The following is a 26,903-nucleotide window of genomic DNA, read 5'->3' as shown; positions in this document are numbered from 1 at the left end:
GACGTATGGGACCCGTCCCGTCTTTTTTCGAGGTGCCGTATGGGACAGAGACGATGGATAGTGGGCTTTGCGGCTTTTTGCCTGGCTGTATCGCAGGGCGGATGCGGCGGCCGGACCGAAGCGGCAAGGCTCCCGCGCTATGAGGCCACCTTCCTCTCCTTGTTCGACACGGTGACCACCATCGTCGGATACGGCGGCAGCAAAGAAACATTCACCGCCAATGCGCAGCTAATCCACGACGAGCTGGAAGCCTACCATCAACTTTATGATATCTACCATACGTATGACGGCGTAGCAAACCTCAAAACGATAAACGACCTGGCTGGGATTGCGCCGGTTAGGGTGGATCGGCGGATCATTGATCTGCTTTTGGAGGCCAAGGAGCTATATGTCCGCACCGGCGGAGAGATGAACGTCGCGTTTGGAAGCGTGCTTTCGATCTGGCATGAGTTCCGCATCCGAGGGATTGACGACCCGGAACATGCGACGCTTCCGGCGATGGAAGCGCTGCGCGCCGCCGCACAGCATACCGATATCGAAAAAATAGAGATTGACCAAACGGCATCGACCGTATTTCTTGCCGATCCGGAGATGCGCCTTGATGTGGGTGCGATCGCAAAAGGCTACGCGGTGGAGCGGGTCTGCCGCGGCGCGCGGGAACAGGGAATCAAAAACCTTCTGGTCAGTGTGGGCGGCAATGTCTGCGCGGTCGGCGGGATGGACGGTTTTGGCGCGCCGTGGCGGGTCGGCGTGCAGAATCCCGATCATCAGAGCGGGCGGAAATATCTCTGCCGGGTTGGCCTGCGCGACCGGTCGCTTGTCACAAGCGGCGGCAGCCAGCGTTATTATACGGTGGACGGCGTGCAGTACCATCACATCATCGATCCAAAGACGCTGATGCCCGCCCGGTATTTTTGGGCGGTCAGCGTGATCGCAAAGGACTCAGGGACTGCGGATGCGCTTTCAACCGCGCTCTACAACCTGCCGTACACGCAGGGACATAGCCTGGCCGAACGCTTCCCGGACATCGAGGCGCTGTGGGTGATGCCGGATGGAACACAGAAGATGACGGACGGATTTGACGATTTTATTTTAAAATAACGGGGAACTGGTGAAAAGGAAAACCGGCTGCGGACGCGGCCGGTTTTTTGTTCGGAGGACATGATTCGGGTGAGAAAGGCATAGGATGGGATAGGCTCCTGGAACCGGCCTTTGGTTGAAAAGGAGGCGGAATTCCGCAAAGCTGGACAGGCCCTGCGAAAAATGAAAAAATTCTCCGGCAAGTGAAAATTCAGCAAAGTTGTGAAAGATTGAAGTTCATCATACATTTAATGGAAGAACATTTTCAAAAATATCACGAGACTGTCAAAGCCTTTGGCGAAAGGACAAGTTCAATTGGTGATTTTTCAGAGAATGAAACGAAAAAGTTGATAAAATTCAGGTATGTTGAGCAGTTTGACTTTGATTTTTCAATCCCATAGAATCAAATTGAAAATAATATTCAAAATTGACCCCAAAATATCAATCTTTTTGAAGGATACTTGCAGAAATAAAAATAATCTTCAAAAGTGAAAGCGATGGGTGATAAAATGACCAGCCATACCCAGATCAGCCTGACGATCGACCAGAAACTGCTGGAGCTGACCAAAACCGAACGGCGGGTGGCGGATTACATCCTGGTGAACCAGGACCGGATCATCTATGAATCGATCACCGATGTGGCGGAGGCCACCGGTTCCAGCGAAGCGACCATTATCCGCATGTGCCGAAAGCTGGGCTACAAAGGCTTTCAGGATCTCAAAATCCGGGTGGCAAAGGATTTGGTTTCCCCGCTCGAAAAGATCCATGAAGGGGTTTGCGCCAGCGATTCGGCCGGCAGCATCCTGGAAAAAAGTTTCGACAGCGCGGTGGAAACGATAAACGCCACCAAACGGGTGGTGAGCACCCCTGAATTTGAAAAGGCCGCCAATGCAATCCTGCACACCGGGCGCCTGCTCGTATTCGGGCTTGGCAATTCGGCGCCGGTCGCAATGGATGCCGCGCATAAATTCCTGCGGGCGGGCATCGATTCAAATGCTTACTGCGACAACCACTTTCAGATGATTGCTTCGAGTTCGCTGAAACCTGGCGACGTGGTACTTGGGATCTCCCATTCGGGCAATTCCCGCGACATTGTCGAAGCGCTTGGCTATGCCAAAGAACAGGGCGCCACCACCATCTGCCTGACCAACTACGGGAAATCCCCGATCACCCGCGGCAACGTTTCGGACATCAGGCTGTTCACAAGCGCAGCCGAAACAAAATTCCGGGTTCACGGATTGACCTCGCGTATTGCGCAGCTCGCAATTATTGACGCGCTGTTCATCTATGTATGTTTGAAAAAGGGGGAGGAATCGATCAAGAATTTTGAAAAGGTGGATCAAAGCCTTTCTCTGAAGAAATATTGACGAAAATCAAGGAAAGGAGGAGCGCAATGATTGGAATTGATGTGGCGGGCATCCGGGTGGCAGTTACCGGCGCGTCCGGTGTAATTGGGCTGGCGATTGCAAAAGCGTTTCTGGAAAACGGCGCCTCGGTCGCGAACTGGGATCTTTCGGAAAGTCCCGAAGCGAAGGCTGCCGGAGACGCGCACCCGGGACGTTACCGGTTCATACAGGCCGATCTCGTCGAGGAAACGCAGGCCAAAGCCGCGGCCCAGGCGACAGCTGGGGCGTTCGGGGGGATCGATGTGCTTGTGAACAACGCCGGGATCATCGCGAAACAGGAGATTGAGCAACTCGATACGTCCACCCTTGACCGGCTTTACAGGGTGAATATCCGCGGAGCGGCATTCGCCGCGAAATACGCGGTGCCGTATCTCAAGAAAAGCGGCCGCGGCCGGATCATCAACATGTCCTCGGTGCAGGCGCTGCTGGGCATGGAAACGTACACTCCCTACACCTTCACCAAGGCGGCGCTTTCCGGCATGACGCGGGTTTGGGCGCTTGAACTTGCCGGATATGGGATTACTGTGAACGCCATCTGTCCTGGCTGGGCGGACACCGGAATGACCCGGACCGCACTGGTGGAACGCATGGCCGGGCTGCACGGGCTTCCGATTGAGGCGGCGCGGGAGCTGATCCTCTCTTATGTGCCGCAGCACCGGCTGATAGACCCGGACGAGATCGCCTTCGCGGCGCTTTTCCTCGCCAGCACGCTTGGCGCGGCGGTCAACGGCGTTGACCTTTCGCTCGATGCGGGGGTCGCAAACTGCGCCAAGGCCGGGCTCAGCATGCTTTCCCCATTTGAAAAACTGTAAAACCCTTTTCTATAGACAAAACTGGGAGGAGAAAGACCATGAGTTGTTTGTTAATGGGCGTGGACTTTGGCACCGGCGGCTGCAAAACGACAGTCATCGACACAGAAGGCAATGTGAAGGCAACCGCGTTTGAGGAATACCCATCCGACCACCGGCACCCCGGCTGGTCGGAACAGAACCCGGATCACTGGGTGAAAGCGCTGGTGAACACGGTGAAAAGCTGCGTGGAAACAGAAGGGGTTGACGCCGCGGAGATCGCGGGAGTGAGCTTTTCCGCTTCGACCCACAACGCGGTGCTGCTCGATGGGAACGGCGAAGTGATCCGTCCGTGCATCATGTGGAACGACCAGCGCAGCGCGGGGCAGGCCAAACGGCTTTGTGCGGAGCACGGCGAAAAGATCTTCCAAATCGGCATGCAGATGCCGACCGCGACCTGGACGATGCCGCAGCTTTTATGGATTCAGGAAAATGATCCGGAAAGCTTTGGGAAGATCCGTCACATCCTTTTCACAAAGGATTACGCCCGGCACTTTGTCACCGGCGATTGGTATACCGACCATGTCGACGCGCAGGGTACCCTGCTCTATGACGCGAGAAACTTTTGCTGGTCGAAGGAGCTCTGTGACCTGATCGGGCTGGACGTTTCGGTTCTGCCGCAGGTGATCAAATCAAAGGCGATCGCGGGAACGGTTCAAAAGCGGGCGGCTGAATTGACCGGCCTGCGCGAAGGCACCCCGGTCATTGCGGGCTGCTCGGACACGGCGGCCGAGGACTATGGCGCGGGCGCGGTAGAGGAGGGCCACCTGCTGGTCAAGATGGCTACCGCCGGCAATGTCAATATGATCCTCCGGGAGGCCGACCCGCATCCGAAAGGCTATACCTACCCGTTCGCGGTGGAAGGCATGTGGTACATGTGTATGGGCACCAACGCGAGCGCTTCCTCCTATCGCTGGCTGCGCGACGCGCTCTACGCGGTCGAAAAGGAGGCCTGCGAGACGAAGGGGGAGGACGTTTACCGGCTGATGGACGCGCAGGCGGCCGAAGTACCGGTCGGATCGCGGGGGCTTATCTTCCACCCGTACATCCTGGGAGAACGCTGTCCGTATTTCAATGCGAATTACCGCGCCGATTTCTTTGGGATCAGCGTGGTGCACGATAAACGCTACTTTGCGCGTGCGGTGCTCGAAGGGGTTGCCTACAGCCTCTATGACTGCTTCCAGGTGGTGAAGGAGACCGGACGCGCCGCTTCGGAGATCCGGCTCATCGGCGGCGGCGCGAAAAGCCCGCTTTGGTGCCAGATCCTTTGCGATGTATTTGGGGTGCCGGTTGTGCGGCCGGAAAAAGATGACTCCTCGTTTGGCGGTGCGCTTTTGGCCGGGGTAGGCGTCGGTGTGTTCCCAGATGAAGTCACGGCGGTGCGTCAGTGCAACCGGATCAAAAAGACCTATTATCCGGACATGGAAAACCACGCGAAGTATGAGAAGTTCTTTGCGGTCTACCGCGAGGTGACCGCGTCGTGCGCGCCCATCTGGGAGAAACTGCAGGAAATCGCGAACGACTGATCAGAGCCTGTTTTAGCGCGGCGGGAAAGCCGCCAAGACAAATAGAGACGAATTATTTAAGGAGGATTTCAAATGAAAAAAAGGATTCTTTCCCTGGTACTGGCAGCAGTTATGGTCCTGGCGTTCGCGGCCTGCGGTTCGTCTTCCGGAAATTCCACGGCCCCGGCTGCTTCCGGCGCCCCGGCGCCGGCTGAATCCAAGGATGCGGCGCCTGCGGACAGCGGCGAGGTGATCGAGCTTTCCTTCGGTCACATCCAGAACCCCGGCCACGCGCTTGCGATCGCGCCGGAGGAGTTTAAACAGTTCGTCGAAGAGAAAACAAACGGCCGGGTGAAGATCACCATTTTCCCGTCAAGCCAGCTCGGGACCCAGCGCGAGATGATCGAACAGACGGTCATGGGAACGCTCGACATCAACTTTTCGAGTGTGGCGGAGCTCTCTACCGGTCTCAACAAGCCGATCATCGGCGCGTTTGAGCTCCCGTTCCTCTCCAAAGACCTGAAAACCCAGGAACGGCTGATCAATGAGGTCGTCATGCCCGAGCTGCCCAAACTGCTCGAGGGCACCGGTCTCAAGATGCTCAACTGCTATTCGAACGGCATCCGCCAGCCAATCTTAAAAACCCGTCCGATCACCAAGCTTGACGATCTCAAGGGACTCAAGATGCGCTGCGCGGAGACCCCGCTTTACGTCAACCTCTGGACATCGCTTGGATGCACCGTCGTCACCTCCCCGTGGAGCGAAGCGTACACCGTCGTGCAGCAGGGCGTTGCGGACGCGGCGGAAGCCGACGCGGTCGGCCTTGTGAACGTCAACCTTCAGGAGGTTTCCAATTACTATTCCCGCATGGGCCACATTGGCGCGATCTATCCGACCTACATCAACGAGGAAAAATGGAATTCGATCCCGGCTGACCTGCAGGAAATCATCATGGAATGCGCGGCCGAAAGCCAGGCGAAACAGATCGCCGACCGGCAGGGACTCGACGACATCGCGGAAAAGGCGATTGCGGACGCGGGCGTTGAGATCAACGACGTGCCGGACGAGGAACGCGCAAAGATGCGCGCGGCCTGCCAAAAGATGTACGATGATTTCGCGGCGGAAAACAACTGCCAGGAGCTGATCGACAAGCTGCTTGCCATCGACGCGTAAAAAGGGCTCCGACAGCATCCGGCTTCCCATCTGGAATCCGGCTGTGCGGCCCTTAAAAGCCGCACAGCCTGCTTTCGGGCCATATCCACCATGTAGTAGGGAGATGTTGCTATGAAAACATGGCTGAAGATAGACCGCTGGATCGATATTGTCCAGACCTGGATCTGCATCGTCCTGTTTGTGCTGATCCTGTTCTTCGGCAGTATCCAGATCTTTGGGCGGTACATATTCGGCGTTTCCACCCCCTGGTCAGAGGAGCTGATGCGCTTCTCGGCCATCTGGTTGACCATGGTCGGTTCGGCGCTCACCATCCGCGTGGATGGCCACGTGTCGGTCGATATCCTGCTGGGTTTCATGAAGAACAACAAGGCCCGGTCGGTCCTGTTCACCGCGGCGCGGCTGATCTGCGTGGTATTCCTGATCGTCTACCTGCCCGCGTCGATCCAACTGGTGATGCGCAGCGGGAATTCGATGGCCGCCTCGCTGCCGATTTCCTATGTGTATATCTATTCCGCGGTGCCGGTCGGGATCGTTATGATGATCCTGTCCTATATCACCACCATCCCGGCTTACGCGAGACAATATGCGAAAGGGGAGAAATAAACGATGTTGCTGATCGCAGGTGGATTTCTCATCCTTTTTCTGATCATCGGCGTGCCGGTCAGCTTTGCAATCGGCTTTTCTGGCGTGCTGGCCTTGATGCTCGGCAGCGATGTGCCGATTTTCATGGCGGTCCAGCAGATGATCCGCGGGATCAACTCCTTCCCGATGATGGCGGGGCCGCTCTTCATTCTGGCGGGTGAAATTTTGAGCGGCGCGCAGCTGTCGAAACGCATTCTGGATTTCAGCCGTTCGCTGCTTTCCTGGATGAAAGGCGGACTCGGTATGGTCTGTGTGCTGGCCAATATGATCTTCGCGGGCATCTCCGGTTCCGGCGCCGCCACAATGGCGGCGGTCGGGTCGCTGTGTACCCCGGAGCTCAAGGAATCCGGCTATGACCGTTCGTTTGTGGCCTCGCTGATCGCGGGTTCCGGTTCGCTTGGCCCGATCATTCCGCCGAGCATCAACATGATCGTTTTCGCCTCGCTGACTGGATTCTCGGTCGGAAAGCTTTTTCTCGGCGGCCTGGGGCCAGGCATCCTGATCGGCCTTCTGCTGATGGGCATGTGCAACTGGTATGCGCGCAGGCATAAGATCGACCAGGGTACCGGCACCTTCAGCCTCCGTGAGGTTGGAAAATCGTTCAGCAAAGCGTTTTTTGCCCTGCTTACACCGCTTATCATCATCGGCGGCGTCATCACCGGCGTTTTTACCGCCACCGAGAGCGGCATCATCGCCTGCCTCTACGGTCTCGTTTGCGGCGGTTTCATCTACCGCACGCTGCACCTCAAGGACCTCTATAAAATTTTCAAGCGGGCGATCGAATCCTCGGCCATGCTGATGATGCTGATGGGTATTTCGAACATCTACGCCTACATCTTCGCCAAGGAGAACGTCGGCGGCGCAATCAAGAGCATTATGCTCTCCATTTCCACCGATCCGACCGTGGTTGTCTGCATCATCATCGGCCTCATGCTGGTGATCGGATGCTTTATGGAAACCATCGCGGCGATGGTTGTCATCCTGCCGGTGATCTATCCGATCGTGCTGGAGCTGGGCGTGGACCCGCTCGTGTTCGGCGTGCTCTTTTCAATCGCCACGGTGGTCGGCGGGCTGACCCCGCCGGTTGGGCTCTATCTGTTCATCTCGATGAACATCGCGGAAGCGCCCTTTAAGGAGGCGATCCGCTATACACTGCCGGTTGTGCTGTTCGTGCTCTTTACGATGATTCTGACCCTGTTCGTTCCGCAGGTCGTCACCCTGATCCCGAACCTGCTCATGGGCACCTAGCGCGGGGCTTGCCCGCACAGATTATTTGGAAATGGATTTTCCGCCCATAAATGGCCGGGCGAAAAATCGGAAAGGGGCTTTACCTTATGCAAATCAACGAGCTTTTATATCAGTTTATCCGCTCCGAACTGGAGGACGCGGTAGGCGGAGAGAACGTGAGCACCCGTTCGAGCGACCTGCTGGTACATAGCGTGGACTATTTCTTTGTCAGCCGCATGTGGGAGGACCGCGGCAAAAACACCCCGCAGCCGGACTTTGTGGTGCGTCCCGGCTCGGCGCAGGAGGTCTCCAAGGTTCTCAAGATCGCAAACTACTATCAGATACCGGTCACGACCTGGGGCGGCGGCTCCGGTTCGCAGGGCGGCGCGCTTCCAGTAGCGGGCGGCATCGTGCTTGACACCAAACGGATGAACCGCATCCTCGACTTCAACCCCAACTCGATGTGCGTGACGGTCGAAACCGGCGCGAATTTTCAGCAGCTCGAATGGTATGCGAACGAACGCGGCTATTCGCTGATGCACTATCCGAGCTCAATGAACTGCGCGACGGTCGGTGGATTTCTTGCGCACCGCGGCATCGGCGTTCTCTCCACCAAATACGGCAAGATCGACGACATGACCGTGAGCCTTGAAATCGTGCTCCCGAATGGGGACATCATCGAGTCCTCGCCGGTGCCGAAGCACGCGGCCGGCCCGGATTTGGCCCAGATTTTTATCGGGTCCGAAGGGACGCTCGGCGTCATGACCAAGGTCACCCTGCGGCTCTATGAAAAACCGGAAACGCGGCGTTTTCGGGCGTTCCTCTTCAAGAATGTCACCGACGGCATCGCCTGCGGCCGTGACATCCTCCGGAAGGTGAAGCCTTCGATCATGCGCCTTTACGACGAAGCGGAAACCGTTTCGATCATCAAGGAAGTACTCGGCTTTGCGGCGCCCGGCGCGTTCATGAACATCGCGGTCGAAGGCATGACCGAGATTGTCGATATTGAGGAGCGTATCATCCTGGAGACCTGCGCCAAATATGAGGCGCAGGACCTCGGCCACGAATACGGCGAGAAATGGTGGGACAGCCGCGTCACCTTTTTCTATCCCGGGCACGCGCTCGACCTGCCGAAGATGTACGGGACGCTTGACACGGTCGCCACCTATGACAACATCGAAAAGATTTATCACGCCAAAAAGAAAGCGATAGCCGACAACTTTGAAGGCGTGCGTTATATCGCGCATTTCTCCCACTGGTATGAATGGGGATGCATGATCTATGACCGGTTCATTATGGATCATCCGCCGGAGGATGCGGTCGAATGCATCCAGCTGCACAACCGGATCTGGAACGTCAGCGTGCGTGCGAGCCTTGCAAACGGCGGTGTGGTCAACGACCATCACGGCGTGGGGATCAAGCTCGGCCACCTCATGAAGGAACAGTATGGGCCCGGCATGCAGGTATTCGAGGCGCTCAAGGAAAAACTTGACCCGAATCACATCATGAACCCCTGCAAGCTGGGGCTTTAAGGCCAGAAGAGGAGGAATGACGCATGTTATCGGAAAAAGCGAACAAAACTGTAAAGGCCTGCCGGTTCTGCTGGATGTGCCGGCATCTGTGCCCCATTGGTCTCAAGACCGGCCGGGAGAACAATACCCCGCGCGCGAAAGGAATCCTGCTCGATATGGCGGGCCACGGCGAGGCATATTCGGTGTCGATGGCGGAAGATATGTATGAATGCCTGCTTTGCGGCGCTTGTGCCGCGGGCTGTGAAACCGGCTTCGATCCGCGGATCTTCATCCGCGAAGCCCGCACAAAAGCGGTCGTTGAGGATGTGGTGCCGGATTATGTGCAGGCGGTTATCGACAATCTCACCGAAACCGGGAATCTCTGGGGCATCCCGTCTGAAAAGAAAGCCGAAGTGCTGTCCCCCTGGTCGAAGGACAAAGCCGAGGTGATCCTCTACGCGGGAGAGACCGCCGCGCTCAAAACCCCACAGATGGTGGAAACGGCGGCGAAGCTGCTCGCGGCGGCGGGCGTCGATTTCGCAACGCTCCGCGACGAACCGTCCAGCGGGGCCATGCTGGGTGATTTGATCGGCTATGTGGACGACACAGCCGCCTGTGCGAAAATACTGGCGGAAGCGATCGCGTCAGCCGGGGCGAAAACCGTGGTCGTGCTCGATCCGGCCGACGCGAACGTCATGAAGCAGGAATATCCACAATGGGGGATCGAACTGGGCGCTGATGTCGTGACCGCCACCGCATACTTTGCGGAGCTGGCCGCGCAGGGCAGGCTCAATCCGGCGAAGGTCACGGTCGCGGACGCGACCTATCATGACCCGGACCGGCTGGCCCGCGACCTCGACGAGACCCAGCCCGCACGCGACCTGCTCGCGGCAATGGGGATTGCGTGGAAAGAGATGTTCTTTAACCGCGATATGGTTCGTTCCTGCGGAGAACAGGCGGTCAAAGCGCACTCGCCGAAGATTGTGGCGCTTACGGCGGCCGGGCGCTGGGAGGATGTCGACCGGTGCGGCAGAAAGACGGTGATCACCGCTTCACCATCCGACTATGAGATCCTCTCGGCGGACATCCCGAAGGGGCACGCGGTCGAAGACCTTTTCGCGCTGCTGGCAAAAGCCTGCGGCTTGTAAACAAAATGAAAAGCGGGGGAAAAGCATGGAAATCTGCGTCTGTTTAAAACAGGTTCCCGAAACACAGGATGTGGGGCTAGACAAAGACACCCATACCCTGCAGCGGGACGCTGCCACGCTGATTTTAAATCCCGCTGACGCAGCCGCGCTGGAACTGGCATACCGGCTTAAAAAAGTGCATGGCGGCAGCATTACGGCGCTTTCGATGGGCGGAAAAAAAGCCGCCGCGGTGCTTTCACACGCGGCGGCACAGGGCGCGGACGCGACCGTGCTGGTGAGCGATCCGCTCTTTGCCGGATCGGATACCTTTGCGACTGCGCAGGTGCTTTCCCGTGCCGTCCGGCGTCTTGGCCCGTTTGACCTGATCCTCTGCGGCCGCCGGGCGATCGACGGCGAGACCGGGCAGGTCGGCGGCGAGCTTTCGGTGATGCTGGATGCGGCATATCTTGCAAATGTCTTCTCCCTGGGCGTTGAGGGAAACGAAGCGTTCTGCACGAGTTTGCACGAGGAAGGGTTCGACGAATACGCCGTGCGGCTCCCCGCGGTGCTTTCGATCTGCGAAGGCGCGGCGCAGGAACATATGCCGTCGCTTCTGGATCTGCGGCGCGCGCGGAAAGTCCCGCTGGAGGGGCTTTTTGCCGGTGACCTGGGATTTCAAAAGGGTGAGGCCGGGCTTGCGGGGTCCAAAACGCGGGTGCGAAGGGTCTTTTCGCCGGAAAAAGGGATGCGCCAATGCGCTTTCGCGGAGGATCTCCCGGCAGGCGCCTTTGCAATCTGCAAAAAACTTGCGGAGGTGACCGGATGAACGGGAAAAGCCGCCGCAATGAGATCTGGGTGATTTGTGAGACAAAGGGCGGTACGCTGACCGATGCTTCGTGCGAGCTGCTTTGGAAAGCGCGGGAGTTGGCGGGACACGCCGGGGCCGCGGTATCCGCGCTGCTCATGAGCGGCGCGGATACCGCATCCGCCGCGTTTGCGGCGGGCGCGGACTTTGTCCGCGCGGCCCCGGCCGCGTCCACTGTGCGCACCGCTTATGAAACCGCGCGGATCGTGGCGGCTGCGGCGAAGGAGACGCCGCCGCTCGCGATTCTGCTGCCCGCCACCGTTTACGGCGTTTACGGCCGCGCGGCCGCCCCGCAGGTGGCGGCGCTGCTCGGCGCCGGGCTCACCGCCGACTGCACCGGCCTTGCGATGGAAGGGGATCTGCTCGTGCAGACCCGGCCCGCGTTCGGAGGGAACATTCTGGCCGAGATCGTCGGCACCGGGAGCCTGCCGCAGATGGCGACGGTTCGGCCGAAAGCGATGCCCGCGCCTGTGCTCGATTATTCCCGCACCGGTCCAGTGAAACCGCTCGCGGTTCCGAAGCTGGATCTTCCTCTGCGGCTGCTGCGCCGGGTGTGCGAAGCACCCGCGCAGACGCTTACCGGCGCGCAGCTGATCGTTGCGGGCGGGCTTGGCGCGGGCGGCAGGGAAGGCTTTGCGAAGCTTTCTGAGCTTGCGGGGCGTCTCGGCTGTCCGCTTGGCGCGTCGCGCGCGGCGGTCAACGCTGGGCTTGCGCCGTATGCGGCGCAGGTGGGGCAAACCGGTGTGACGGTGCGGCCAAAGCTCTATCTGGCCTTCGGAATTTCCGGCGCGGTGCAGCACCTCGCCGGGATGGGGGCCTCCGATTATATCATCGCGGTCAACACCGACCGGCGCGCGCCGATCTTCGACCACGCCGATTATGGGGTCGTCGCGGACAGCATCGAAGTGATGGATCTGTTGCTGAAACAGTTAGAAAGTTGAAGGAGGGGCACATCATGACTACGACAAGCACAAGGGCCTTTGCCTGCCCGCTGAAATATATCCAGGGACCGGGTGAATTTGACAATCTCGAACGTTATACCAGCGGCTTCGGCCCGAAGGTTTGTTTTTTGATTGACGGTTTTTTATATGACGGGTTGAATGCCCGGCTTGCGGGCATCTACAGCCCGACCCAGTCGGAATATCTGGCGATCAGATTCGAAGGCGAGTGCTGCCAGGAGGAATTCGAGCGGGTCGGCAGGCTCGCCGGGGAATTCGGCGCGGACGTACTGGTCGGCGTGGGCGGCGGCAAGACGCTCGACACGATGAAGGTCATCGCAAACGAAGTGGGGCTTCCGCTGATTATCGCGCCTACTTCCGCCTCGACCGACGCGCCGACTTCGGCCATGTCGGTCATCTATACCAAAGACGGCGTCTATGTCAAAAACGTGCGGCATAAACGTCACTCGGAGATGGTACTGATGGATACCGAGATCATTGCGAAGGCACCGGTCCGGCTGTTTGTCTCCGGTATGGGCGATGCGCTCGCAACCTATTTCGAAGCCGCCGCCAACGACCGTTCGGACAGCGCCAACTATATCGGCGGCGGATACCGCCGCTGCAAGGCGGGCATGGCGATCGCGCAGATGTGCTATGACATCCTGCTGGCGGACGGACTGCGTGCAAAGCTTTCGCTTGAGGCGGGCTGCTGCAGCGAAGCGGTCGAAAATGTCATCGAGGCGAATACCCTGCTCTCCGGCCTGGGCTTTGAAAATACAGGCTGTGCCTGTGCGCACGGTATCCATGCGGGTCTCACCGAGCTGCCTTCCACCCACCGGTTCTACCATGGGGAAAAGGTGGCGTTTGGCGTGGTCTGCCAGCTCATGCTGGAAAACGCGCCGGGCGAACTGGTCGACGAGGTGCTCGGCTTCATGACGGCGGTGGGTCTGCCGGTCACGCTCGGCGACCTCAATGTGGAGGCCACACCGGAGAATGTGCGAATCATCGCGCATAAGACAGCGGTCGAGAATAAGCTGATCCAGGCGGAGCCGTTCCTCATCACCGAGGACAGCGTTTATAACGCTATCTTAGCGGCGGATGCGGCTGGCCGGTATTACCGTGCCTGAAAAAGTGTGGAACTGCGTTCCCCGCCCGGTTTTCGGGCGGGGGCAATTTTTGAAACCAAATAAAACCGGTTTCATGAATATTGTGGAAAGGCAATAAGAAAAATGGTTTCTTCTTATGAAGTTGGGAGAAAATGTGGGTTGATTCCTTGACATTTGCAGGAAGTGTGGTAAATTAAATTCATAAAACCGGTTTCACAGAACTTTACAACAATTTGAGGAGGAAAACATATGAGAATCCCTTATGACGAACTGGTGGCAGAATTTAACCGCGTCCTGATCAAAAAAGGCTTTGACGAAACGGATGCGCTCGAAGCGGCGAAAATTTTTGCCGACAACAGTGTGGACGGCGTCTATTCCCACGGCGTCAACCGCTTCCCACGCGTCGTTTCCTACATCGAAAAAGGCTACATCAAGCCGGACAAGAAAGCGATCAGGGTTGGCGGAAGCGGAGGGTTTGAACGCTGGGACGGCCAGCTTGGCATGGGAAACCTCAATGCGAAGCGCTGCATGGACCGTGCGGTGGAGCTTGCGGGCGAATATGGCGTGGGCGTCGTGGCGCTCGGCAACAACAACCACTGGATGCGCGGCGGATATTTCGGCTGGCAGGCGGCGGACGCAGGCTGCATCGGCATCTGCTGGACCAACACGATGCCCAATATGCCCGCCTGGGGCGGCAAAGACCGCCGCATCGGCAATAACCCTTTCATCATTGCAATCCCGCGCTCGAACGGCGAGCATGTTGTGATCGACTGCGCGATGGCGCAGTTCTCCTATGGAAAAATCGAGGAGTGCCGGCTCAAAAAGATACCGCTGCCGGTTGTCGGCGGCTATGACTCCAATGGCAACGTCACCACTGACCCGGCTGAGATCGAAAAGACCTGGCGGGTGCTGCCGATCGGTTACTGGAAGGGCTCCGGTATCTCGATTGCGCTCGACCTGGTGGCGACCGTGCTTTCCGGCGGCCTTTCGGTTACCGCTGTCGGTAAAAAGTGTGAGGAAGAATATGCGCTCTCCCAGATGCTGATCGCGATCGATCCACGCCATGTTGCCGCACAGAATATCTCCGACATGCTGATCAACGAGGTCATCGACGATATCAAAGCTTCCGAACCGGCCACAGAAGGTGGAAAAATCCTCTATCCCGGAGAGCCGGAGATCCTGACCCGCCGTGACAACCTCGCAAACGGTATCCCGGTCCTTGAGGAAATCTGGGCGCAGATCAAAGCGATGTAATCCAGCCCGCACAGGCGGCGGATATGCGATGCCGGAAAACGGCATGTGAAAAAGACGGGAGGGACCGACATTGACCATCTACGACATCGCGAAGCTGGCCGGTGTTTCGCCGTCCACCGTTTCGCGGGTGCTCAACAACAAGCAGAATCTGCGGGAGGAAACCCGTCTGAAGGTACAGAAAGTGCTTGATGAGAACCATTATACCCCCAGCATGTTCGCCCAGAGCCTTGTGAGCAGCTCAATGCGCACGATCGGTATTCTGGTCACCGATATCCGGGAACTGCACCATTCCAACACCGCCTATACCATCGAGCAGGAATTCAGCAGGCTGGGTTATTGCTGCATGCTTTGCAATACCGGCGAGGAGCCCGAAAGCCAGAGCAATTACCTGCGCATGATGGGCGCGCGCAAGGTGGACGGCGTGGTGCTGCTCGGTTCGGTTTTTCAGACCCGGTATATCCAGAATGAGATTGCCAGGCACCTGCCTGAAACGCCGGTCGTCATGGCAAACGGCTATCTGCCGCTGCCGAATGTCTGCGGCATTCTCTGTGACGACCGCGGAGGCGTCTGTGAATGCGTGACAAGCCTTCTGCGGCGCGGGCACACCCAGATCGGTTTTGTGCAGGACTTTGACAACGCCAGTTCCCGGCAGAAATGTCAGGGCTATCTGGAGGCGTTTGAACGGATGGGGATTGCCTGCAACCGGGACAATATCCACCGCGGGGTCTGTTCCATCGAAGGCGGCATGGATTCCACTCGCAGGCTGCTCGAACGCAATCCTCTGATCACCGCGATCCTCTTCGGGGAGGATATCGCGGCGGTCGGCGGCATCAAGGCGTTGAAAAAACTCGGCAAGCGGGTGCCGCAGGATGTGGAAGTGGCCGGTTTTAACAATTCGGTCTACACCGAGGTCAGCAGTCCGGAACTCACTTCGGTTGACAACAAGATGGGGATTATGGGCATGACCGCCGCGCGGACACTGTATGATATGATCAGCGGTGTGAAGCCGGCCTCCCGGATGACCCTTTCTGTGGATGTGGTCTATCGGGAAAGCCTGAAAAAATAAGGAAAACCGGGCCGCGCGGCAATGGCTGCGCGGCCCGGTTTTTCTTCGCGGGCAAACATGTGGAGAAAAAAGACGCGATGGAAAAATTTTTAGGAAATGCTTGACAAATCAAGTTAGCAAGTGTAAACTACATAAATAGAAAGGGTTAGTTCAAGCTAACCCATGTCTTTAATGAGAAAGTTAGCAGACCCTAACAGAAAGGGATGGTAAAGATTATGCCGTTGACAATGGCACAGACAGGCAGCCGGAGCAAAGTGAAAATGATCCATGGAAAGGATGAAACGAGGCGGTTTCTGGAAAGCCTGGGCTTTGTGGAAGGCGGAGAGGTGACAGTCGTGTCCGAGCTAGGCGGGAACCTGATCGTAAATATCAAGGATACCCGGATTGCGCTGAGCAAAGCGATGGCGAACCGGATCATGATAGAGGAGGGAATCTCATGAAAACATTGCGGGAAATCAAATGCGGGGAAACGGTCACGGTGGCCAAACTTGGAGGCGAAGGGGCGCTTAAGCGGCGGATCATGGATATGGGGATCACCAAAGGGGCCTCCATCTATGTGCGCAAGGTGGCGCCGCTGGGCGATCCGGTTGAGGTGACGGTGCGCGGTTACGAGCTGTCGATCCGCAAGGGCGACGCGCAGAATATCTTTGTGGACTGAAGATTTTTACGAACACGGGTTAGCAATGACTAACGACGGAACAAAGATGGGGAGGATGCATATGACAATCAAGATTGCGCTCGCAGGCAATCCGAACTGCGGGAAAACGACGATGTTTAACGACCTGACCGGATCGAGCCAGTACGTGGGAAACTGGCCGGGAGTCACGGTGGAAAAGAAGGAGGGCAGGCTCAAAGGGCACAAGGATGTCATCGTGACCGACCTGCCGGGCGTGTATTCGCTATCGCCGTACACACTGGAGGAAGTAGTGACGCGGGACTACATCATGGAGGAGCGGCCGAGCGTGGTGGTCGACCTGGTGGACGCTTCGAACATCGAACGCAACCTTTATCTCACCACCCAGCTGACCGAAATGGGGATTCCGGTGATTATCGCGCTCAATATGATCGACATCGTCAAGAAAAATGGCGATGCAATCGACACGCAAAAGCTTTCCGAGGCGCTGGGATGCGAAATCATCGAAACATCCGCGGTAAAAGGGGCCGGGTCGCATGAGGTGGCCCGGCGCGCGGTGGAAATGGCAAAGACCGGGATGAAAACAACGCCGCAGCACACCTTCGACGCAAAGGTCGAGGAGGCGCTCGGACAGATTGGGCGTCTCATCGAGGGGATAGTGCCGGCGGAAAGCCTGCGCTGGAACACGATCAAGCTGTTTGAGCGGGATGAAAAAGCGATGGCGAAGCTTTCGCTTCCCGTCGATGCGCGCAAACAGGTGGAAGAGATCATCGCGGGCTGCGAAAAGGCATTTGACGACGACAGCGAAAGCATCATTACCAACGAACGTTACCAGTATATTGCCAGGCTGGTCAAGAACTGTGTACAGAAACGCCGCGCTGGGATGACCGTTTCGGACAAGATCGACCAGGTGGTGACCAACCGATGGCTGGCGCTGCCGATCTTTGCGGTTATCATGTATGTTGTTTACTATGTGTCGGTTTCGTGGCTCGGCACCATTGTGACCGACTGGATGAACGACACGCTGTTTGCCGAGACAATCCAGCCCGCTGTGACCGGCCTTTTGGAGAGCGCGGGAGCAGCGCAATGGCTCATCGGCCTGCTCGTCGACGGGATCATCGGCGGTGTGGGCGCGGTGCTCGGCTTTGTGCCGCAGATGTTCATCCTGTTCTTCTTCCTGTCCATTCTGGAGGACTGCGGGTATATGGCGCGCGTGGCGTTCATCATGGACCGCATCTTCCGTAAATTCGGGCTTTCGGGCAAGAGCTTTATCCCGATGCTGATCTCGTCCGGCTGCGGGGTGCCGGGCATTATGGCGACCCGCACGATCGAGAATGAGAAGGACCGGCGGATGACGATTATGACAACGACTTTTATCCCGTGCGGGGCGAAGCTGCCGATTATTGCGCTGATCGCGGGCGCGGTGTTCCCAAAGATCACCTGGATGGCGCCGGCGACCTACTTCTTCGGAATCTTCATGGTGATCATCTCGGGCATCATCCTCAAAAAAACAAAGATGTTCGCGGGCGATCCGGCGCCGTTCGTCATGGAGTTGCCGCAGTATCACTTTCCGGCGCCGAAGGGCGTGCTGATCCACATGTGGGAGCGCGGCAAGGCGTTTATCATTAAAGCCGGTACGGTGATCTTTGTGGCCTGCGGGGTCATCTGGTTTTTGCAGAACTTCGGCTTTGGCCCGGAAGGGTTCGGCCTGGTGGACGACCAGAACGCCAGCATGTTGGCGGCGATCGGAGGCGTGCTCGCGCCGCTGTTCCTTCCGTTGGGATTCGGCAACTGGCAGGCGGCTGTCGCGAGTGTGACCGGGCTTGTCGCAAAGGAAAATGTGGTTGCAACTTTTGGGGTGCTGTTTGGGCTTGGCGAAGTGGCCGAGGACGACCCCGCGCTGCTGGCGGCGCTGCCGGGGCTGTTCACAACCAGCGCGAGCGCGTTGGCCTTCATGGTGTTCAACCTGACCTGCGCGCCCTGCTTCGCGGCAATCGGGGCGATCCGGCGCGAGATGATGAGCGCAAAATGGACCTGGTTCGCAATCGGCTATATGACCGGTATGGCGTATGTGATGGGCTTCATCATCAACCAGCTGGGTGGGGCGTTGTTCTACGGAGTGCCGTTCGGGATTGGGCAGGTGCTGGCGCTTATATGTGTGGCGGTGCTGCTGTGGCTGCTTTTCCGAAGCTGCAATCCGGATAAGAAGAACCCCAAAGCGCTTCCGGTTGGCGTGAATGCCTGAAGAAAATAACGGAAAAAGACCGGCCGCCTCGCCGCGGGGCCGACGGGAACGACATTGGATGGCGCGGCGGAAAGGAAGGCTTTTATGATTACCTGGGTGATCTTTGGCGGGTTGGTGCTTTTGATGTTCTTTGCGGCAAGATACGCTTTCCGCAAGGCCAAAAACGGTGAATGTGTCGGCTGCTCCGGCTGCAAAGGCGGGCGCGGATGCTGCGGCTGCAAAAGCGAAAGCAGTCCGCCCGCCCCATCCCATGACGGCAGATGAGCCTGCCGCTTCCAAAGTTGATTTAACCCCGTTCCCCAGCCGGGCCCAATGCTGCTGTAAAATGGGCCCGGCCGGGGAACACCTCCAAAAAAAGACGGATACAAGAAGCGGCCCGCCGGGAATCTCCGGCGGGCCGCTTTTGCGGTGATGTTTATTTGAGGAACCCGGCGACAATCTTCGCTTCGGCTTCCGATTCGGTGAGCCCCAGGGTGCGCAGCTTGAGGATCTGCTCACCCGCGATCTTGCCAATAGCAGCTTCGTGGATGAGGGCCGCGTCGCCATGGCTGGCGGTGAGCTCGGGGGCGGCGTCCACCGTGCCGTTGTCCGCGATGATGGCGTCGCACTCCGAATGGCCGGTGCAGCGCGCGTTTCCGACGATACGGGAACGGTAGGCCTGATGGGAATTGCCGCGCGCCACCGAACGGGAGATGAGATCGACGCCGGAGTCCTCGCCATCGAGCACGACTTCGAAATCCGTTTTGGCCTGCTGATCGCCCTCGGTCAAAAGGCGTTCGTGGATGAGCAATTTGGCGCGCGGGCCGACCGTCGCCTTCATAGTGCGGGTCGTGCGGTCCACGCCGCCGATCTGGGAGGTGTCCATCTCGAGCACCGCGTCCTCTTCAAGGGTCGCTTCGGTGACCGGATCGATCGACCGCAGACCGGTGCCATGGCCGGTCCCGAGATGCTTTTCCACATAGCGGACATGCGCGCCTTTCGAAAGGAAAAAGCGATGGATACCGTTGTGTCGGGCAGCCGAGGCATCCTCGGTATGCACGCCGCAGCCCGCGACGATGGTCACGTCAGCGCCTTCGCCGACAAAGAAGTCGTTGTAGACCAGGTCATCCACATTGCCGTGAGTGACGATGGCGGGAATCGAAACCGTTTCACCATGGGTCCCGGGCAGGATGCGGATATCAAGGCCCGGCTGAAATTGTTTGGGTTCGATTTTGACGTGTTCGGTCGATTGGCGGCCCGCGCATCCGCCGTCCTCGCGGATATTAAACGCGCCTGAAAAAGAGCCGGCCCAATCGGAAACAGCCGCGAGCAGCTCCTGAGTGACATGATTCATGATGCAGTTCCCTCCTCCAGGTTGGGGCAATGGCCGCAGCGTTCCTCGCCGCCAAGCAGCTTTGGCAGGATCTTATCGCGCGGGCCGCGCTCCTGTACAAGCCCGTCAGCGATCACAACCAGCTCGTCCGCGATCGAGAGGATCCGCTCCTGGTGCGAGATGATGATGAGCGTCCCATCCAGGCTCTCGCGCATCTCCTGAAAGACACTGATGAGATTCGAGAAACTCCAGAGGTCGATGCCCGCTTCGGGCTCGTCGAAGATGGAGATGCGGGTGTGCCGCGCGAGCACGGTTGCGATTTCAATACGCTTGATTTCGCCGCCCGAAAGGCTGCCGTTTACCTCGCGGTCGACATATTCCCGGGCGCATAGCCCCACCCGGCTGAGAATTTCGCAGAGTTTGTCCTCCGAAAGCGATCCGCCTGCCGCCAGTTCGACCAGGTCGCGCACGGTCACGCCTTTGAAGCGTACCGGCTGTTGGAAGGCGTAGCTGATGCCGCGCCGGGCGCGCCCGGTGATATCAAGGCCGGTGATGTCCTCTCCGTCGAGCAGGATACGGCCGGAATCGGGCTTTTCAAGCCCGGCGATCAGCTTGGCGATGGTAGTCTTGCCGCCGCCGTTCGGCCCGGTGACGACAATGAGCTTGCCGTCCGGGATCGAAAGGTCAACGCCTTTCAGGACGCGTTCCCCGCCAGGAGCGCCCCATGTGATCTGTTCGAGTGTAAGCAATGATATTGTCCCTCATTTCAGGACGGGCCGGTTTGGAAGGCCTGTCCGCTTTCATCTAGCCGCGATTGATACGTAACAAAATTATAGGCCCGGCAGCAGAAAAAGTCAAGCTGCCCAAGGCGCTCAAAAGCCCGCCGAAGCGGGCTTTTTGGTCATTTGTCGGGACGCAGCGCGCGGGAAGCGTTGAGGATCGCGATGACCGATACGCCCACATCAGCAAAGACAGCTTCCCACATGTTCGCAAGGCCGCACGCACCCAGTATGAGAACCAACGCCTTGACGCCAAGCGCAAAGACAATATTCTGACGCACGATACGCAGCGTTTTTTTCGAGATGCGCATAGCGGAAGCGATTTTCGACGGCTTGTCATCCATCAGCACGATATCAGCCGCTTCGATCGCCGCGTCGGAACCGAGCGCCCCCATCGCAATGCCGATGTCGGCGCGGGAAAGGACCGGCGCGTCATTGATGCCGTCACCCACGAAGGCAAGCTTGCCCTTCGGGGACTTTTCGCAAAGGAGCGCTTCGACCCGGCCGACCTTGTCGGCGGGCAGCAGCTGGGCGTGGACTTCGTCGAGCCCGAGCTCCTTTGCCACGCTTTCGCCGACCGCTTTCGCGTCCCCGGTCAGCATGACCGTCTTACGCACGCCCTGCGCCTTCAGCGCGGCGATTGCCGCTTTCGCATCGGGCTTGAGTTCGTCGGAGATGACGATGTGCCCGGCATAGGCCCCGTCGACCGCCACATGAACGGTGGTTCCAACTTTATGGCAGGGGTGCCATGCCACGCCGATTTCGTCCATCAGTTTGTCGTTGCCCGCGCAGACCATCTGTCCGCCAACCGTGGCGCGTACGCCGCGGCCGGAGAGTTCTTCCACGCCGGTGACGCGGCTCTGGTCGATCTCCATGCCGTAGGCCTCCCGCAGCGAGCGGGAGATTGGATGGTCGGAAAAGCATTCCGCGTAAGCGGCCAGTTCGAGCAGCTTGGCTTCCGAGAATTCGTCCGGATGGATCGCGGTGACGTTGAAAACGCCTTTGGTCAGAGTGCCGGTTTTGTCAAAGACCACGATTTCGGTGTCCGCGAGCACCTCGAGGTAGTTGCCGCCCTTGACGAGAATACCGGTTTTTGAGGCGCCGCCGATCCCCCCGAAGAAGGAGAGCGGCACCGAAATGACCAGCGCGCATGGGCAGGAGATGACCAGGAAGATGAGTGCCCGGTGGACCCAGTCGGACCACGGCAGCCCCATCGTAAGCGGCGGGATCACTGCGAGCAGCAGGGCCGCGGTGACCACTGCGGGCGTATACCAGCGGGCGAACCGGGTGATGAAATTCTCGGCACGTGCCTTTTTGCTGCCTGCGTTCTCCACGAGATCGAGAATTTTTGCCACGGTGGACTCTCCAAACGCCTTGGTGACCCGCACGTGGATGAGGCCGCTGAGGTTTACGCAGCCGCTGATCACGTCGTCGCCGGACTCTACGTTTCGCGGCAGCGATTCGCCGGTGAGCGCGGCGGTATCGATCGCCGAGGCGCCCTCGAGCACCACGCCGTCAAGCGGGATCTTTTCTCCCGCCTTGACAACAATCACATCGCCGACCGCGACCTCATCCGGATCAACCTGCAGGAGCTGTCCGTCCCGCTCGATATTGGCATAATCGGGCCGGATATCCATGAGGCTGGCAATCGACTGGCGGGAACGGCCTACAGCATAGCTCTGGAAGAGTTCACCAACCTGGTAGAACAACATAACGGCCACGCCTTCCGGATATTCTCCGGTGCAGAATGCGCCAACTGTAGCCAGCGCCATCAGGAAGTTCTCATCAAAGACCTGCCCACGAAAAATATTGCGGCCCGCGCGCCAGAGCACGTCGTAGCCGATGACCGCGTAAGGCCCCAGAAAGGCAACCAACCGCAGCGGTCCTTGCGCCGGGAGCAGCAGCGCCGCCGCAAAGAGCACCGCGGCGCCCAGAATCCGGTATAAGGTCAGTTTTTGTTTTTTATTCATCGTATAACCCCTCTATCGTCGCAATTTCGGGATGCGGAAAATTACAGGCAGATGGTACAGTCAGGTTCGATCTTTCTGCAGGTTTTGACGACTTCGCGCATGATTTCGTCAAAACGGGCGTCGTCCGCGTCAATGGTCATTTTCTGGGTCATGAAGCTGATGGCAACGTCGTTTACACCATCCAGCTTTTTCACAGCGTTTTCCATCTTGGCGGCGCAGTTTGCACAGTCGAGATCCTGCAGTTTAAAGTGCTTTTTCATAAGATATCCCTCCAATGAAAGATTCATTCTATTCAGCGACATGTTCCATGCCCTGGTTGATGATCGTGCGGACATGTCCATCCGCAAGGGAGTAAAAGACGGTTTTGCCTTCGCGGCGGTATTTGACGAGCTTGCTTTGTTTGAGCGCACGCAGCTGGTGGGAGATGGCGCTCTGGGTCATGTTCAAAAGCTGCGCGATGTCGCAGACGCACATCTCGGATTCGAAGAGCACATAGAGGATTTTGATCCGGGTGGAATCGCCAAAAATTTTGAAAAGTTCGGCCAGATCATAAAGGATTTCATCTTCCGGCATCTCCTGGGTGACTTTGCGGATGATATCTTCATGCGCGTGGATGTATTCGCAGCGTTCAACGTCGTTTTGATCAAGCATATCTTCACAACCATTCATATGAAATATTGTTCATATATTATTATATATAACCGCCCGGAAAAGTCAACACCTTTCCGGGCGGTTTGAAAAATTTTATGCGCAGAGTTCACCGCGTTTGGCCAGATATTGGAGCAGCGCCTCGCAGCCTTCACAGATATCTTTCCAAGCAGTGTCAAAATCATCCGAATACCATGGATCTGAGATGTCACGCGGCCGGGGGGAGAAATCGAGCAGCCGGAAAACCTTGCGGTCTTTGTCCGGGCCTAAAATCCGCTGCATGTTTATGAGGTTGCGGTTTTCCATGCCGATCAGGTAATCGTAATTTTCATAGTCGGCGCGGGTCAGCTGGACCGCACGCTTGCCTTCGCAGGTGATGCCGTGCTCCAGCAGCTTGCATTTGGCGGCGGGGTAGACCGGGTTGCCGATTTCCTCGGCGCTTGTGGCGGCGGACGCGGTTTGGACGGCGGCGCTGACCCCGTGTTTTGCGGCGAGATCACGGAAAATAAATTCGGCCATCGGACTGCGGCAGATGTTGCCGTGGCAGACAAATAGGACTTTAATCATAAACTGCCCCTCAAAAATCAAGTATTTTAGGCGATTAATTAAGCCGATACATAATTGTTATTATAGCATGCTTTGTGGTAGTGAGACAACATATATTGATGTATGAAAAACGCGCAGGCTTGCTTTGGCTTGATTTGAGCTGTATGCTTCAGTGTCCGCCGGGAGCGGAAAAAGTTTTTATTTTCAGCACGTTGTCCCTCGTTGACAGGACGTCTTCCTCCACCAGGCTGATTGCCATTCCCACATCTCCCTGCAGCATAGCGTCAATAATTTTGATGTGGACAACAATATTTTCGGATACGAAGGAGGAGCTTTTGTTCTGCATCGAGTGATTGAGATTCAAAAGGCGGCTGCGCCTTGTCAGATTGCAGATATTTGTATATTCCTTACAGACGACCTCCGGCAGGAACTCAGCGAAATAATTGTGAAGCTCGATATCCAGATCGAAGATCTCACGCAGATGCCCCTCGGTGAAAGTTTGCATATTTTGATATGCCTCAAACCGCTGCCGGTATTCCATCAGCCTGCGGTGACTCGCCTTACGGGTTGCACAGAGCACAACCACCCGCTCGAGTGCCGCGCGTGCCTGATAGATGACATCCAGCTCTTCAAAGGTAAGTTCCCGCACAAAAGTCCCGTACTGCGGCTTGATTTCCAGATAACCGTCCCGCTCAAGGGAGCTTAAAGCCGCGGCCACAGGGGAGCGGCTGACGCCAAGTTCCTCACTCAGCTTTGCAACGCTCAGCTTGGTTCCGGGCTTGAGACGGTCCTCCACGATCCAGTCAAAAAGAATATTATACACCTGCTTGTTTAGTAAAACTTTGCTGATTTTGACTTCCGGTGTATTGTCGGTCCATTCCATAGTGTCACCTCTTATACAATTACCATCTAACGTGTTACGATTATTACCAGTTTAATTGTATTATATATAACCAAGCATGAAACGTCAATCTGTAAATTCCAAACAGTAACATGTCAAATTTGCAATCATCCGGCTAAATGCAAGCCTCTGTAAGATATGTCCGCAGCGTAATATAAAATGAACAGCCGGTTTAACCGGCTGTTCATTTTATATCAGAGGAATCGGTTGAAGGGCCTGCGGCAGCGCGTCCTCCGGCGCCTTGAAGCGTTTACGGATGCTGCCTCTTGGCTGCGGCCGCGCGTTCTGCGACGGCGGCGATATCTTCCGGCAGCAGATGGTATTTTTTTGAAAGTGCGGCGTAGGAACCGCTTTCGGTGAAAGTGTCCTGCACGCCGATTCTTTCCAGCTTGACGCCAAGCCCGGCATCCGCGAGAACTTCGGCCACGGAGCTCCCCAACCCGCCGATCACGTTGTGCTCCTCCGCGGCAACCACTGCCCCGGTTTTTTGCGCGTAGCGGCGAATCAGCTCCGCGTCGACAGGTTTCAGAGAGAACAGGTCAACCACCGCGGCGCGAATGCCTTTCTCCGCGAGCAGCTTTGCGGCTTCCAGCGCGCGGCCGCTCATCACGCCGCAGGCAAAGATGACTACATCCGACCCGTCGCGCAGAACCTTGCCCTTGCCGATGGCGAAGGTTTCATCCTTCGGGTAGAGGTGCTCCATTTCGTCACGGGAAAGGCGGATGTACATCGGGCCCGGCGTTTCGACAGCCAGCCGGATGAGGTTTTCGGTCAGCACTTCATCCGAAGCCACCAGGACAGTCATGCCTGGAATCGCGCGGAAAAAGGCCAGGTCTTCGATGGAATGATGACTTGCGCCGTCATAGGAATCGGAAAGGCCGCCATAAGCGCCTATCAGTTTTACATTGAGATCTGCGTAGGCAATCAGCTCCCGCGCGGAAAGCGAACCGAGCGTTGCGAGGAAAACCGCAAAGGTGTTGACAAACGGGATTTTTCCCGCTGCGGCCATTCCGGCCGCCATCGCCACCATATTCTGCTCGCAAATCCCGACATTGAAGAACCGCTCCGGGCAGGCCGCGGCAAAAATACCGGACTTGGTGGAGGAGGAAACATCCGCGTCGAGTACTACGATCCGGTCGTCCCCGCGCCCGTATTTGGCAAGCGCGTTTCCATAAGCCTCACGGATTGTTATTCCCATGATTTGTTACCTCCCAGTTCCGCCGTCGCTTTGGCATAGTCCGCGTCTCCAATCGGCTTGCCGTGCCATTCATTTTTGCCTTCCATGAAAGAAACTCCCTTGCCTTTGACCGTTTCCGCAAGGATGACACAGGGCTTCCCAGCGGATTTGGCCGTGTCGATCGCGTCAGAGAGCGCCGCCACATCGTGCCCGTCGCAGGTGATGGGAAAGAGCCCGAACGCCGCGAATTTTGCGGCGAGGTCGCCGAGCGGCAGGATTTCATCGCTTGTGCCGTCGAGCTGAACATGGTTGCGGTCGACAATCGTAATCAGGCGGTCAAGACCGAACTTGCTCACCGACATCGCGGCTTCCCAGATCACGCCTTCGTTGCATTCGCCGTCGCCAAGCACCGCGTAGACATAATTTTTCCGTTGGGAAACCTTATTGGCAAGCGCCACGCCCACGCAGGCGGCATAGGCCGCGCCGAGCGGGCCGGACGGCAGCTCACGCCGCCACATCGTGCCCGTCGCGGCGTTCGGGCTCTTTCCCATCACCTGCGACGGGCAGGGATGCCCCTGCAGGCGGCTGCCGGCCTGACGGAGGGTGGCGAGCTCCTCTTTGGGAAAGAAGCCCTTTTCCGCAAGGATGCGGTAAAGCATGGGCGCGGCGTGCCCTTTGCTGAGCACTATCCAGTCGCGTTCCGGATCCGAGCGGTTCGACGGGGCGATGTTTGCCTTTGCAAAGTAGAGCACCGTCAGGATTTCGCAGCAGGAGAGCGATCCCCCGGGATGCCCGGTTTGGATGCTGTGGAGCTGTTTGATCAGATCCCGACGGAATTTGGCGCAGTAATTTTGCAGGGAATCGCATTCCGCGGCGGTCAATTTCATGGTCATCATCCTTTCATAATGGAGGGGGCCTTCTGTAGGCGCAGAGGAGGAACGCT

General features: G+C 57.6%; 27 protein-coding genes and 1 pseudogene. 19 read left to right on the top strand and 9 right to left on the bottom strand.

Going from position 1 to position 26,903, the window contains the following annotated elements; genetic code table 11:
- Positions 1–39 precede the first annotated feature (39 nt).
- From BN4275_RS00605 to BN4275_RS00520, 19 genes and pseudogenes are all read left to right on the top strand, one after another.
- The gene (locus BN4275_RS00605; protein WP_066452549.1) at positions 40–1,101 is read left to right on the top strand and encodes an FAD:protein FMN transferase; all 1,062 of its coding nucleotides are present in this window, start codon (positions 40–42) and stop codon (positions 1,099–1,101) included.
- Positions 1,102–1,577: 476 nt separating this feature from the next.
- Positions 1,578–2,447: a MurR/RpiR family transcriptional regulator gene (locus BN4275_RS00600; protein ID WP_066452547.1), complete on the top strand. Its 870-nt coding sequence runs from the start codon at positions 1,578–1,580 to the stop codon at positions 2,445–2,447.
- Between the two features lie 26 nt (positions 2,448–2,473).
- On the top strand, positions 2,474–3,298 hold the full coding sequence (locus BN4275_RS00595) for an SDR family NAD(P)-dependent oxidoreductase (protein ID WP_066452545.1): 825 nt from the start codon (positions 2,474–2,476) through the stop codon (positions 3,296–3,298).
- A 38-nt stretch (positions 3,299–3,336) separates the two neighbouring features.
- The gene (xylB, locus tag BN4275_RS00590) at positions 3,337–4,860 is read left to right on the top strand and encodes a xylulokinase (protein ID WP_066452543.1); all 1,524 of its coding nucleotides are present in this window, start codon (positions 3,337–3,339) and stop codon (positions 4,858–4,860) included.
- A gap of 72 nt (positions 4,861–4,932) precedes the next feature.
- On the top strand, positions 4,933–6,012 hold the full coding sequence (locus tag BN4275_RS00585; protein WP_066452541.1) for a TRAP transporter substrate-binding protein: 1,080 nt from the start codon (positions 4,933–4,935) through the stop codon (positions 6,010–6,012).
- A gap of 111 nt (positions 6,013–6,123) precedes the next feature.
- Complete coding sequence (locus BN4275_RS00580; protein WP_066452538.1) at positions 6,124–6,615, top strand: TRAP transporter small permease; 492 nt, start codon at positions 6,124–6,126, stop codon at positions 6,613–6,615.
- A 3-nt stretch (positions 6,616–6,618) separates the two neighbouring features.
- Positions 6,619–7,902 carry a TRAP transporter large permease gene (locus BN4275_RS00575; RefSeq protein ID WP_066452537.1) on the top strand — a complete coding sequence of 428 codons (1,284 nt, stop codon included), beginning with the start codon at positions 6,619–6,621 and terminating at the stop codon, positions 7,900–7,902.
- Between the two features lie 86 nt (positions 7,903–7,988).
- Positions 7,989–9,413: an FAD-binding oxidoreductase gene (locus BN4275_RS00570; RefSeq protein WP_066452654.1), complete on the top strand. Its 1,425-nt coding sequence runs from the start codon at positions 7,989–7,991 to the stop codon at positions 9,411–9,413.
- A 23-nt stretch (positions 9,414–9,436) separates the two neighbouring features.
- On the top strand, positions 9,437–10,540 hold the full coding sequence (locus BN4275_RS00565) for a (Fe-S)-binding protein (RefSeq protein ID WP_066452535.1): 1,104 nt from the start codon (positions 9,437–9,439) through the stop codon (positions 10,538–10,540).
- Between the two features lie 25 nt (positions 10,541–10,565).
- On the top strand, positions 10,566–11,345 hold the full coding sequence (locus BN4275_RS00560) for an electron transfer flavoprotein subunit beta/FixA family protein (protein WP_066452533.1): 780 nt from the start codon (positions 10,566–10,568) through the stop codon (positions 11,343–11,345).
- Positions 11,342–12,325, top strand: coding sequence for an electron transfer flavoprotein subunit alpha/FixB family protein (locus tag BN4275_RS00555; RefSeq protein ID WP_066452532.1), 984 nt, complete (start codon positions 11,342–11,344; stop codon positions 12,323–12,325). Before BN4275_RS00560 ends, BN4275_RS00555 begins: the two co-directional genes overlap by 4 nt.
- Positions 12,326–12,339: 14 nt before the next feature.
- Positions 12,340–13,449 carry a glycerol dehydrogenase gene (locus BN4275_RS00550; protein ID WP_066452531.1) on the top strand — a complete coding sequence of 370 codons (1,110 nt, stop codon included), beginning with the start codon at positions 12,340–12,342 and terminating at the stop codon, positions 13,447–13,449.
- A gap of 228 nt (positions 13,450–13,677) precedes the next feature.
- A complete protein-coding gene (gene yiaK / locus BN4275_RS00545) occupies positions 13,678–14,682 on the top strand; it encodes a 3-dehydro-L-gulonate 2-dehydrogenase (protein ID WP_066452530.1) in 1,005 nt (334 codons plus the stop codon).
- Positions 14,683–14,749: 67 nt separating this feature from the next.
- Positions 14,750–14,881 (top strand): annotated as a pseudogene (locus BN4275_RS17775) (LacI family DNA-binding transcriptional regulator); the annotation flags it as partial.
- Between the two features lie 12 nt (positions 14,882–14,893).
- Positions 14,894–15,748 carry a LacI family DNA-binding transcriptional regulator gene (locus BN4275_RS00540; RefSeq protein WP_341423366.1) on the top strand — a complete coding sequence of 285 codons (855 nt, stop codon included), beginning with the start codon at positions 14,894–14,896 and terminating at the stop codon, positions 15,746–15,748.
- A 215-nt stretch (positions 15,749–15,963) separates the two neighbouring features.
- Positions 15,964–16,188, top strand: coding sequence for a FeoA family protein (locus BN4275_RS00535; protein ID WP_066452527.1), 225 nt, complete (start codon positions 15,964–15,966; stop codon positions 16,186–16,188).
- Entirely contained in the window at positions 16,185–16,406 is a 222-nt protein-coding gene (locus tag BN4275_RS00530; RefSeq protein WP_066452522.1) for a FeoA family protein, read from the top strand. Before BN4275_RS00535 ends, BN4275_RS00530 begins: the two co-directional genes overlap by 4 nt.
- A 61-nt stretch (positions 16,407–16,467) precedes the next feature.
- Complete coding sequence (gene feoB / locus BN4275_RS00525) at positions 16,468–18,627, top strand: ferrous iron transport protein B (protein WP_066452520.1); 2,160 nt, start codon at positions 16,468–16,470, stop codon at positions 18,625–18,627.
- Between the two features lie 84 nt (positions 18,628–18,711).
- Positions 18,712–18,891, top strand: a complete 180-nt coding sequence (locus BN4275_RS00520; RefSeq protein WP_066452518.1) for a FeoB-associated Cys-rich membrane protein — start codon at positions 18,712–18,714, stop codon at positions 18,889–18,891.
- Between the two features lie 151 nt (positions 18,892–19,042).
- On the opposite strand, the gene BN4275_RS00515 is transcribed toward BN4275_RS00520, so the two are convergent.
- From BN4275_RS00515 to BN4275_RS00475, 9 genes are all read right to left on the bottom strand, one after another.
- Complete coding sequence (locus BN4275_RS00515) at positions 19,043–19,960, bottom strand: SufB/SufD family protein (RefSeq protein WP_066452517.1); 918 nt, start codon at positions 19,958–19,960, stop codon at positions 19,043–19,045.
- Positions 19,957–20,688: an ABC transporter ATP-binding protein gene (locus tag BN4275_RS00510; RefSeq protein ID WP_066452516.1), complete on the bottom strand. Its 732-nt coding sequence runs from the start codon at positions 20,686–20,688 to the stop codon at positions 19,957–19,959. Before BN4275_RS00510 ends, BN4275_RS00515 begins: the two co-directional genes overlap by 4 nt.
- Positions 20,689–20,840: 152 nt before the next feature.
- Positions 20,841–22,688 carry a heavy metal translocating P-type ATPase gene (locus tag BN4275_RS00505; protein WP_066452515.1) on the bottom strand — a complete coding sequence of 616 codons (1,848 nt, stop codon included), beginning with the start codon at positions 22,686–22,688 and terminating at the stop codon, positions 20,841–20,843.
- 41 nt (positions 22,689–22,729) lie between these two features.
- A complete protein-coding gene (locus tag BN4275_RS00500) occupies positions 22,730–22,948 on the bottom strand; it encodes a cation transporter (RefSeq protein WP_066452514.1) in 219 nt (72 codons plus the stop codon).
- A 28-nt stretch (positions 22,949–22,976) separates the two neighbouring features.
- Positions 22,977–23,339, bottom strand: a complete 363-nt coding sequence (locus BN4275_RS00495) for an ArsR/SmtB family transcription factor (RefSeq protein WP_066452652.1) — start codon at positions 23,337–23,339, stop codon at positions 22,977–22,979.
- Between the two features lie 93 nt (positions 23,340–23,432).
- Entirely contained in the window at positions 23,433–23,903 is a 471-nt protein-coding gene (locus BN4275_RS00490) for a low molecular weight protein-tyrosine-phosphatase (protein ID WP_066452513.1), read from the bottom strand.
- 148 nt (positions 23,904–24,051) lie between these two features.
- Positions 24,052–24,765, bottom strand: coding sequence for a GntR family transcriptional regulator (locus BN4275_RS00485; RefSeq protein WP_066452512.1), 714 nt, complete (start codon positions 24,763–24,765; stop codon positions 24,052–24,054).
- A gap of 268 nt (positions 24,766–25,033) precedes the next feature.
- The gene (locus BN4275_RS00480) at positions 25,034–25,981 is read right to left on the bottom strand and encodes a transketolase family protein (RefSeq protein ID WP_066452511.1); all 948 of its coding nucleotides are present in this window, start codon (positions 25,979–25,981) and stop codon (positions 25,034–25,036) included.
- Positions 25,972–26,847 carry a transketolase gene (locus tag BN4275_RS00475; RefSeq protein WP_066452510.1) on the bottom strand — a complete coding sequence of 292 codons (876 nt, stop codon included), beginning with the start codon at positions 26,845–26,847 and terminating at the stop codon, positions 25,972–25,974. Before BN4275_RS00475 ends, BN4275_RS00480 begins: the two co-directional genes overlap by 10 nt.
- Positions 26,848–26,903: the final 56 nt, after the last annotated feature.

Origin of the sequence: Anaerotruncus rubiinfantis, from assembly GCF_900078395.1 — a bacterium.
GTDB classification, from domain to species: Bacteria; Bacillota; Clostridia; order Oscillospirales; family Ruminococcaceae; genus Anaerotruncus; species Anaerotruncus rubiinfantis.
This window is presented reverse-complemented; position numbering and strand designations above follow the sequence as displayed.

Excerpts from the sequence above, each read along its gene's own strand:
- BN4275_RS00595 (WP_066452545.1), top strand. The coding sequence starts at position 2,474 with ATGATTGGAATTGATGTGGCGGGCATCCGGGTGGCAGTTACCGGCGCG.
- BN4275_RS00480 (WP_066452511.1), bottom strand. The coding sequence starts at position 25,981 with ATGGGAATAACAATCCGTGAGGCTTATGGAAACGCGCTTGCCAAATAC.
- BN4275_RS00475 (WP_066452510.1), bottom strand. The coding sequence starts at position 26,847 with ATGAAATTGACCGCCGCGGAATGCGATTCCCTGCAAAATTACTGCGCC.
- BN4275_RS00520 (WP_066452518.1), top strand. The coding sequence starts at position 18,712 with ATGATTACCTGGGTGATCTTTGGCGGGTTGGTGCTTTTGATGTTCTTT.
- BN4275_RS00485 (WP_066452512.1), bottom strand. The coding sequence starts at position 24,765 with ATGGAATGGACCGACAATACACCGGAAGTCAAAATCAGCAAAGTTTTA.
- BN4275_RS00540 (WP_341423366.1), top strand. The coding sequence starts at position 14,894 with ATGTTCGCCCAGAGCCTTGTGAGCAGCTCAATGCGCACGATCGGTATT.
- yiaK (WP_066452530.1), top strand. The coding sequence starts at position 13,678 with ATGAGAATCCCTTATGACGAACTGGTGGCAGAATTTAACCGCGTCCTG.
- BN4275_RS00550 (WP_066452531.1), top strand. The coding sequence starts at position 12,340 with ATGACTACGACAAGCACAAGGGCCTTTGCCTGCCCGCTGAAATATATC.
- BN4275_RS00570 (WP_066452654.1), top strand. The coding sequence starts at position 7,989 with ATGCAAATCAACGAGCTTTTATATCAGTTTATCCGCTCCGAACTGGAG.
- BN4275_RS00515 (WP_066452517.1), bottom strand. The coding sequence starts at position 19,960 with ATGAATCATGTCACTCAGGAGCTGCTCGCGGCTGTTTCCGATTGGGCC.
- BN4275_RS00555 (WP_066452532.1), top strand. The coding sequence starts at position 11,342 with ATGAACGGGAAAAGCCGCCGCAATGAGATCTGGGTGATTTGTGAGACA.
- xylB (WP_066452543.1), top strand. The coding sequence starts at position 3,337 with ATGAGTTGTTTGTTAATGGGCGTGGACTTTGGCACCGGCGGCTGCAAA.
- BN4275_RS00530 (WP_066452522.1), top strand. The coding sequence starts at position 16,185 with ATGAAAACATTGCGGGAAATCAAATGCGGGGAAACGGTCACGGTGGCC.
- BN4275_RS00600 (WP_066452547.1), top strand. The coding sequence starts at position 1,578 with ATGGGTGATAAAATGACCAGCCATACCCAGATCAGCCTGACGATCGAC.
- BN4275_RS00580 (WP_066452538.1), top strand. The coding sequence starts at position 6,124 with ATGAAAACATGGCTGAAGATAGACCGCTGGATCGATATTGTCCAGACC.
- BN4275_RS00500 (WP_066452514.1), bottom strand. The coding sequence starts at position 22,948 with ATGAAAAAGCACTTTAAACTGCAGGATCTCGACTGTGCAAACTGCGCC.
- BN4275_RS00565 (WP_066452535.1), top strand. The coding sequence starts at position 9,437 with ATGTTATCGGAAAAAGCGAACAAAACTGTAAAGGCCTGCCGGTTCTGC.
- BN4275_RS00560 (WP_066452533.1), top strand. The coding sequence starts at position 10,566 with ATGGAAATCTGCGTCTGTTTAAAACAGGTTCCCGAAACACAGGATGTG.
- BN4275_RS00490 (WP_066452513.1), bottom strand. The coding sequence starts at position 23,903 with ATGATTAAAGTCCTATTTGTCTGCCACGGCAACATCTGCCGCAGTCCG.
- BN4275_RS00575 (WP_066452537.1), top strand. The coding sequence starts at position 6,619 with ATGTTGCTGATCGCAGGTGGATTTCTCATCCTTTTTCTGATCATCGGC.
- BN4275_RS00535 (WP_066452527.1), top strand. The coding sequence starts at position 15,964 with ATGCCGTTGACAATGGCACAGACAGGCAGCCGGAGCAAAGTGAAAATG.
- BN4275_RS00495 (WP_066452652.1), bottom strand. The coding sequence starts at position 23,339 with ATGCTTGATCAAAACGACGTTGAACGCTGCGAATACATCCACGCGCAT.
- BN4275_RS00605 (WP_066452549.1), top strand. The coding sequence starts at position 40 with ATGGGACAGAGACGATGGATAGTGGGCTTTGCGGCTTTTTGCCTGGCT.
- BN4275_RS00585 (WP_066452541.1), top strand. The coding sequence starts at position 4,933 with ATGAAAAAAAGGATTCTTTCCCTGGTACTGGCAGCAGTTATGGTCCTG.
- BN4275_RS00505 (WP_066452515.1), bottom strand. The coding sequence starts at position 22,688 with ATGAATAAAAAACAAAAACTGACCTTATACCGGATTCTGGGCGCCGCG.
- feoB (WP_066452520.1), top strand. The coding sequence starts at position 16,468 with ATGACAATCAAGATTGCGCTCGCAGGCAATCCGAACTGCGGGAAAACG.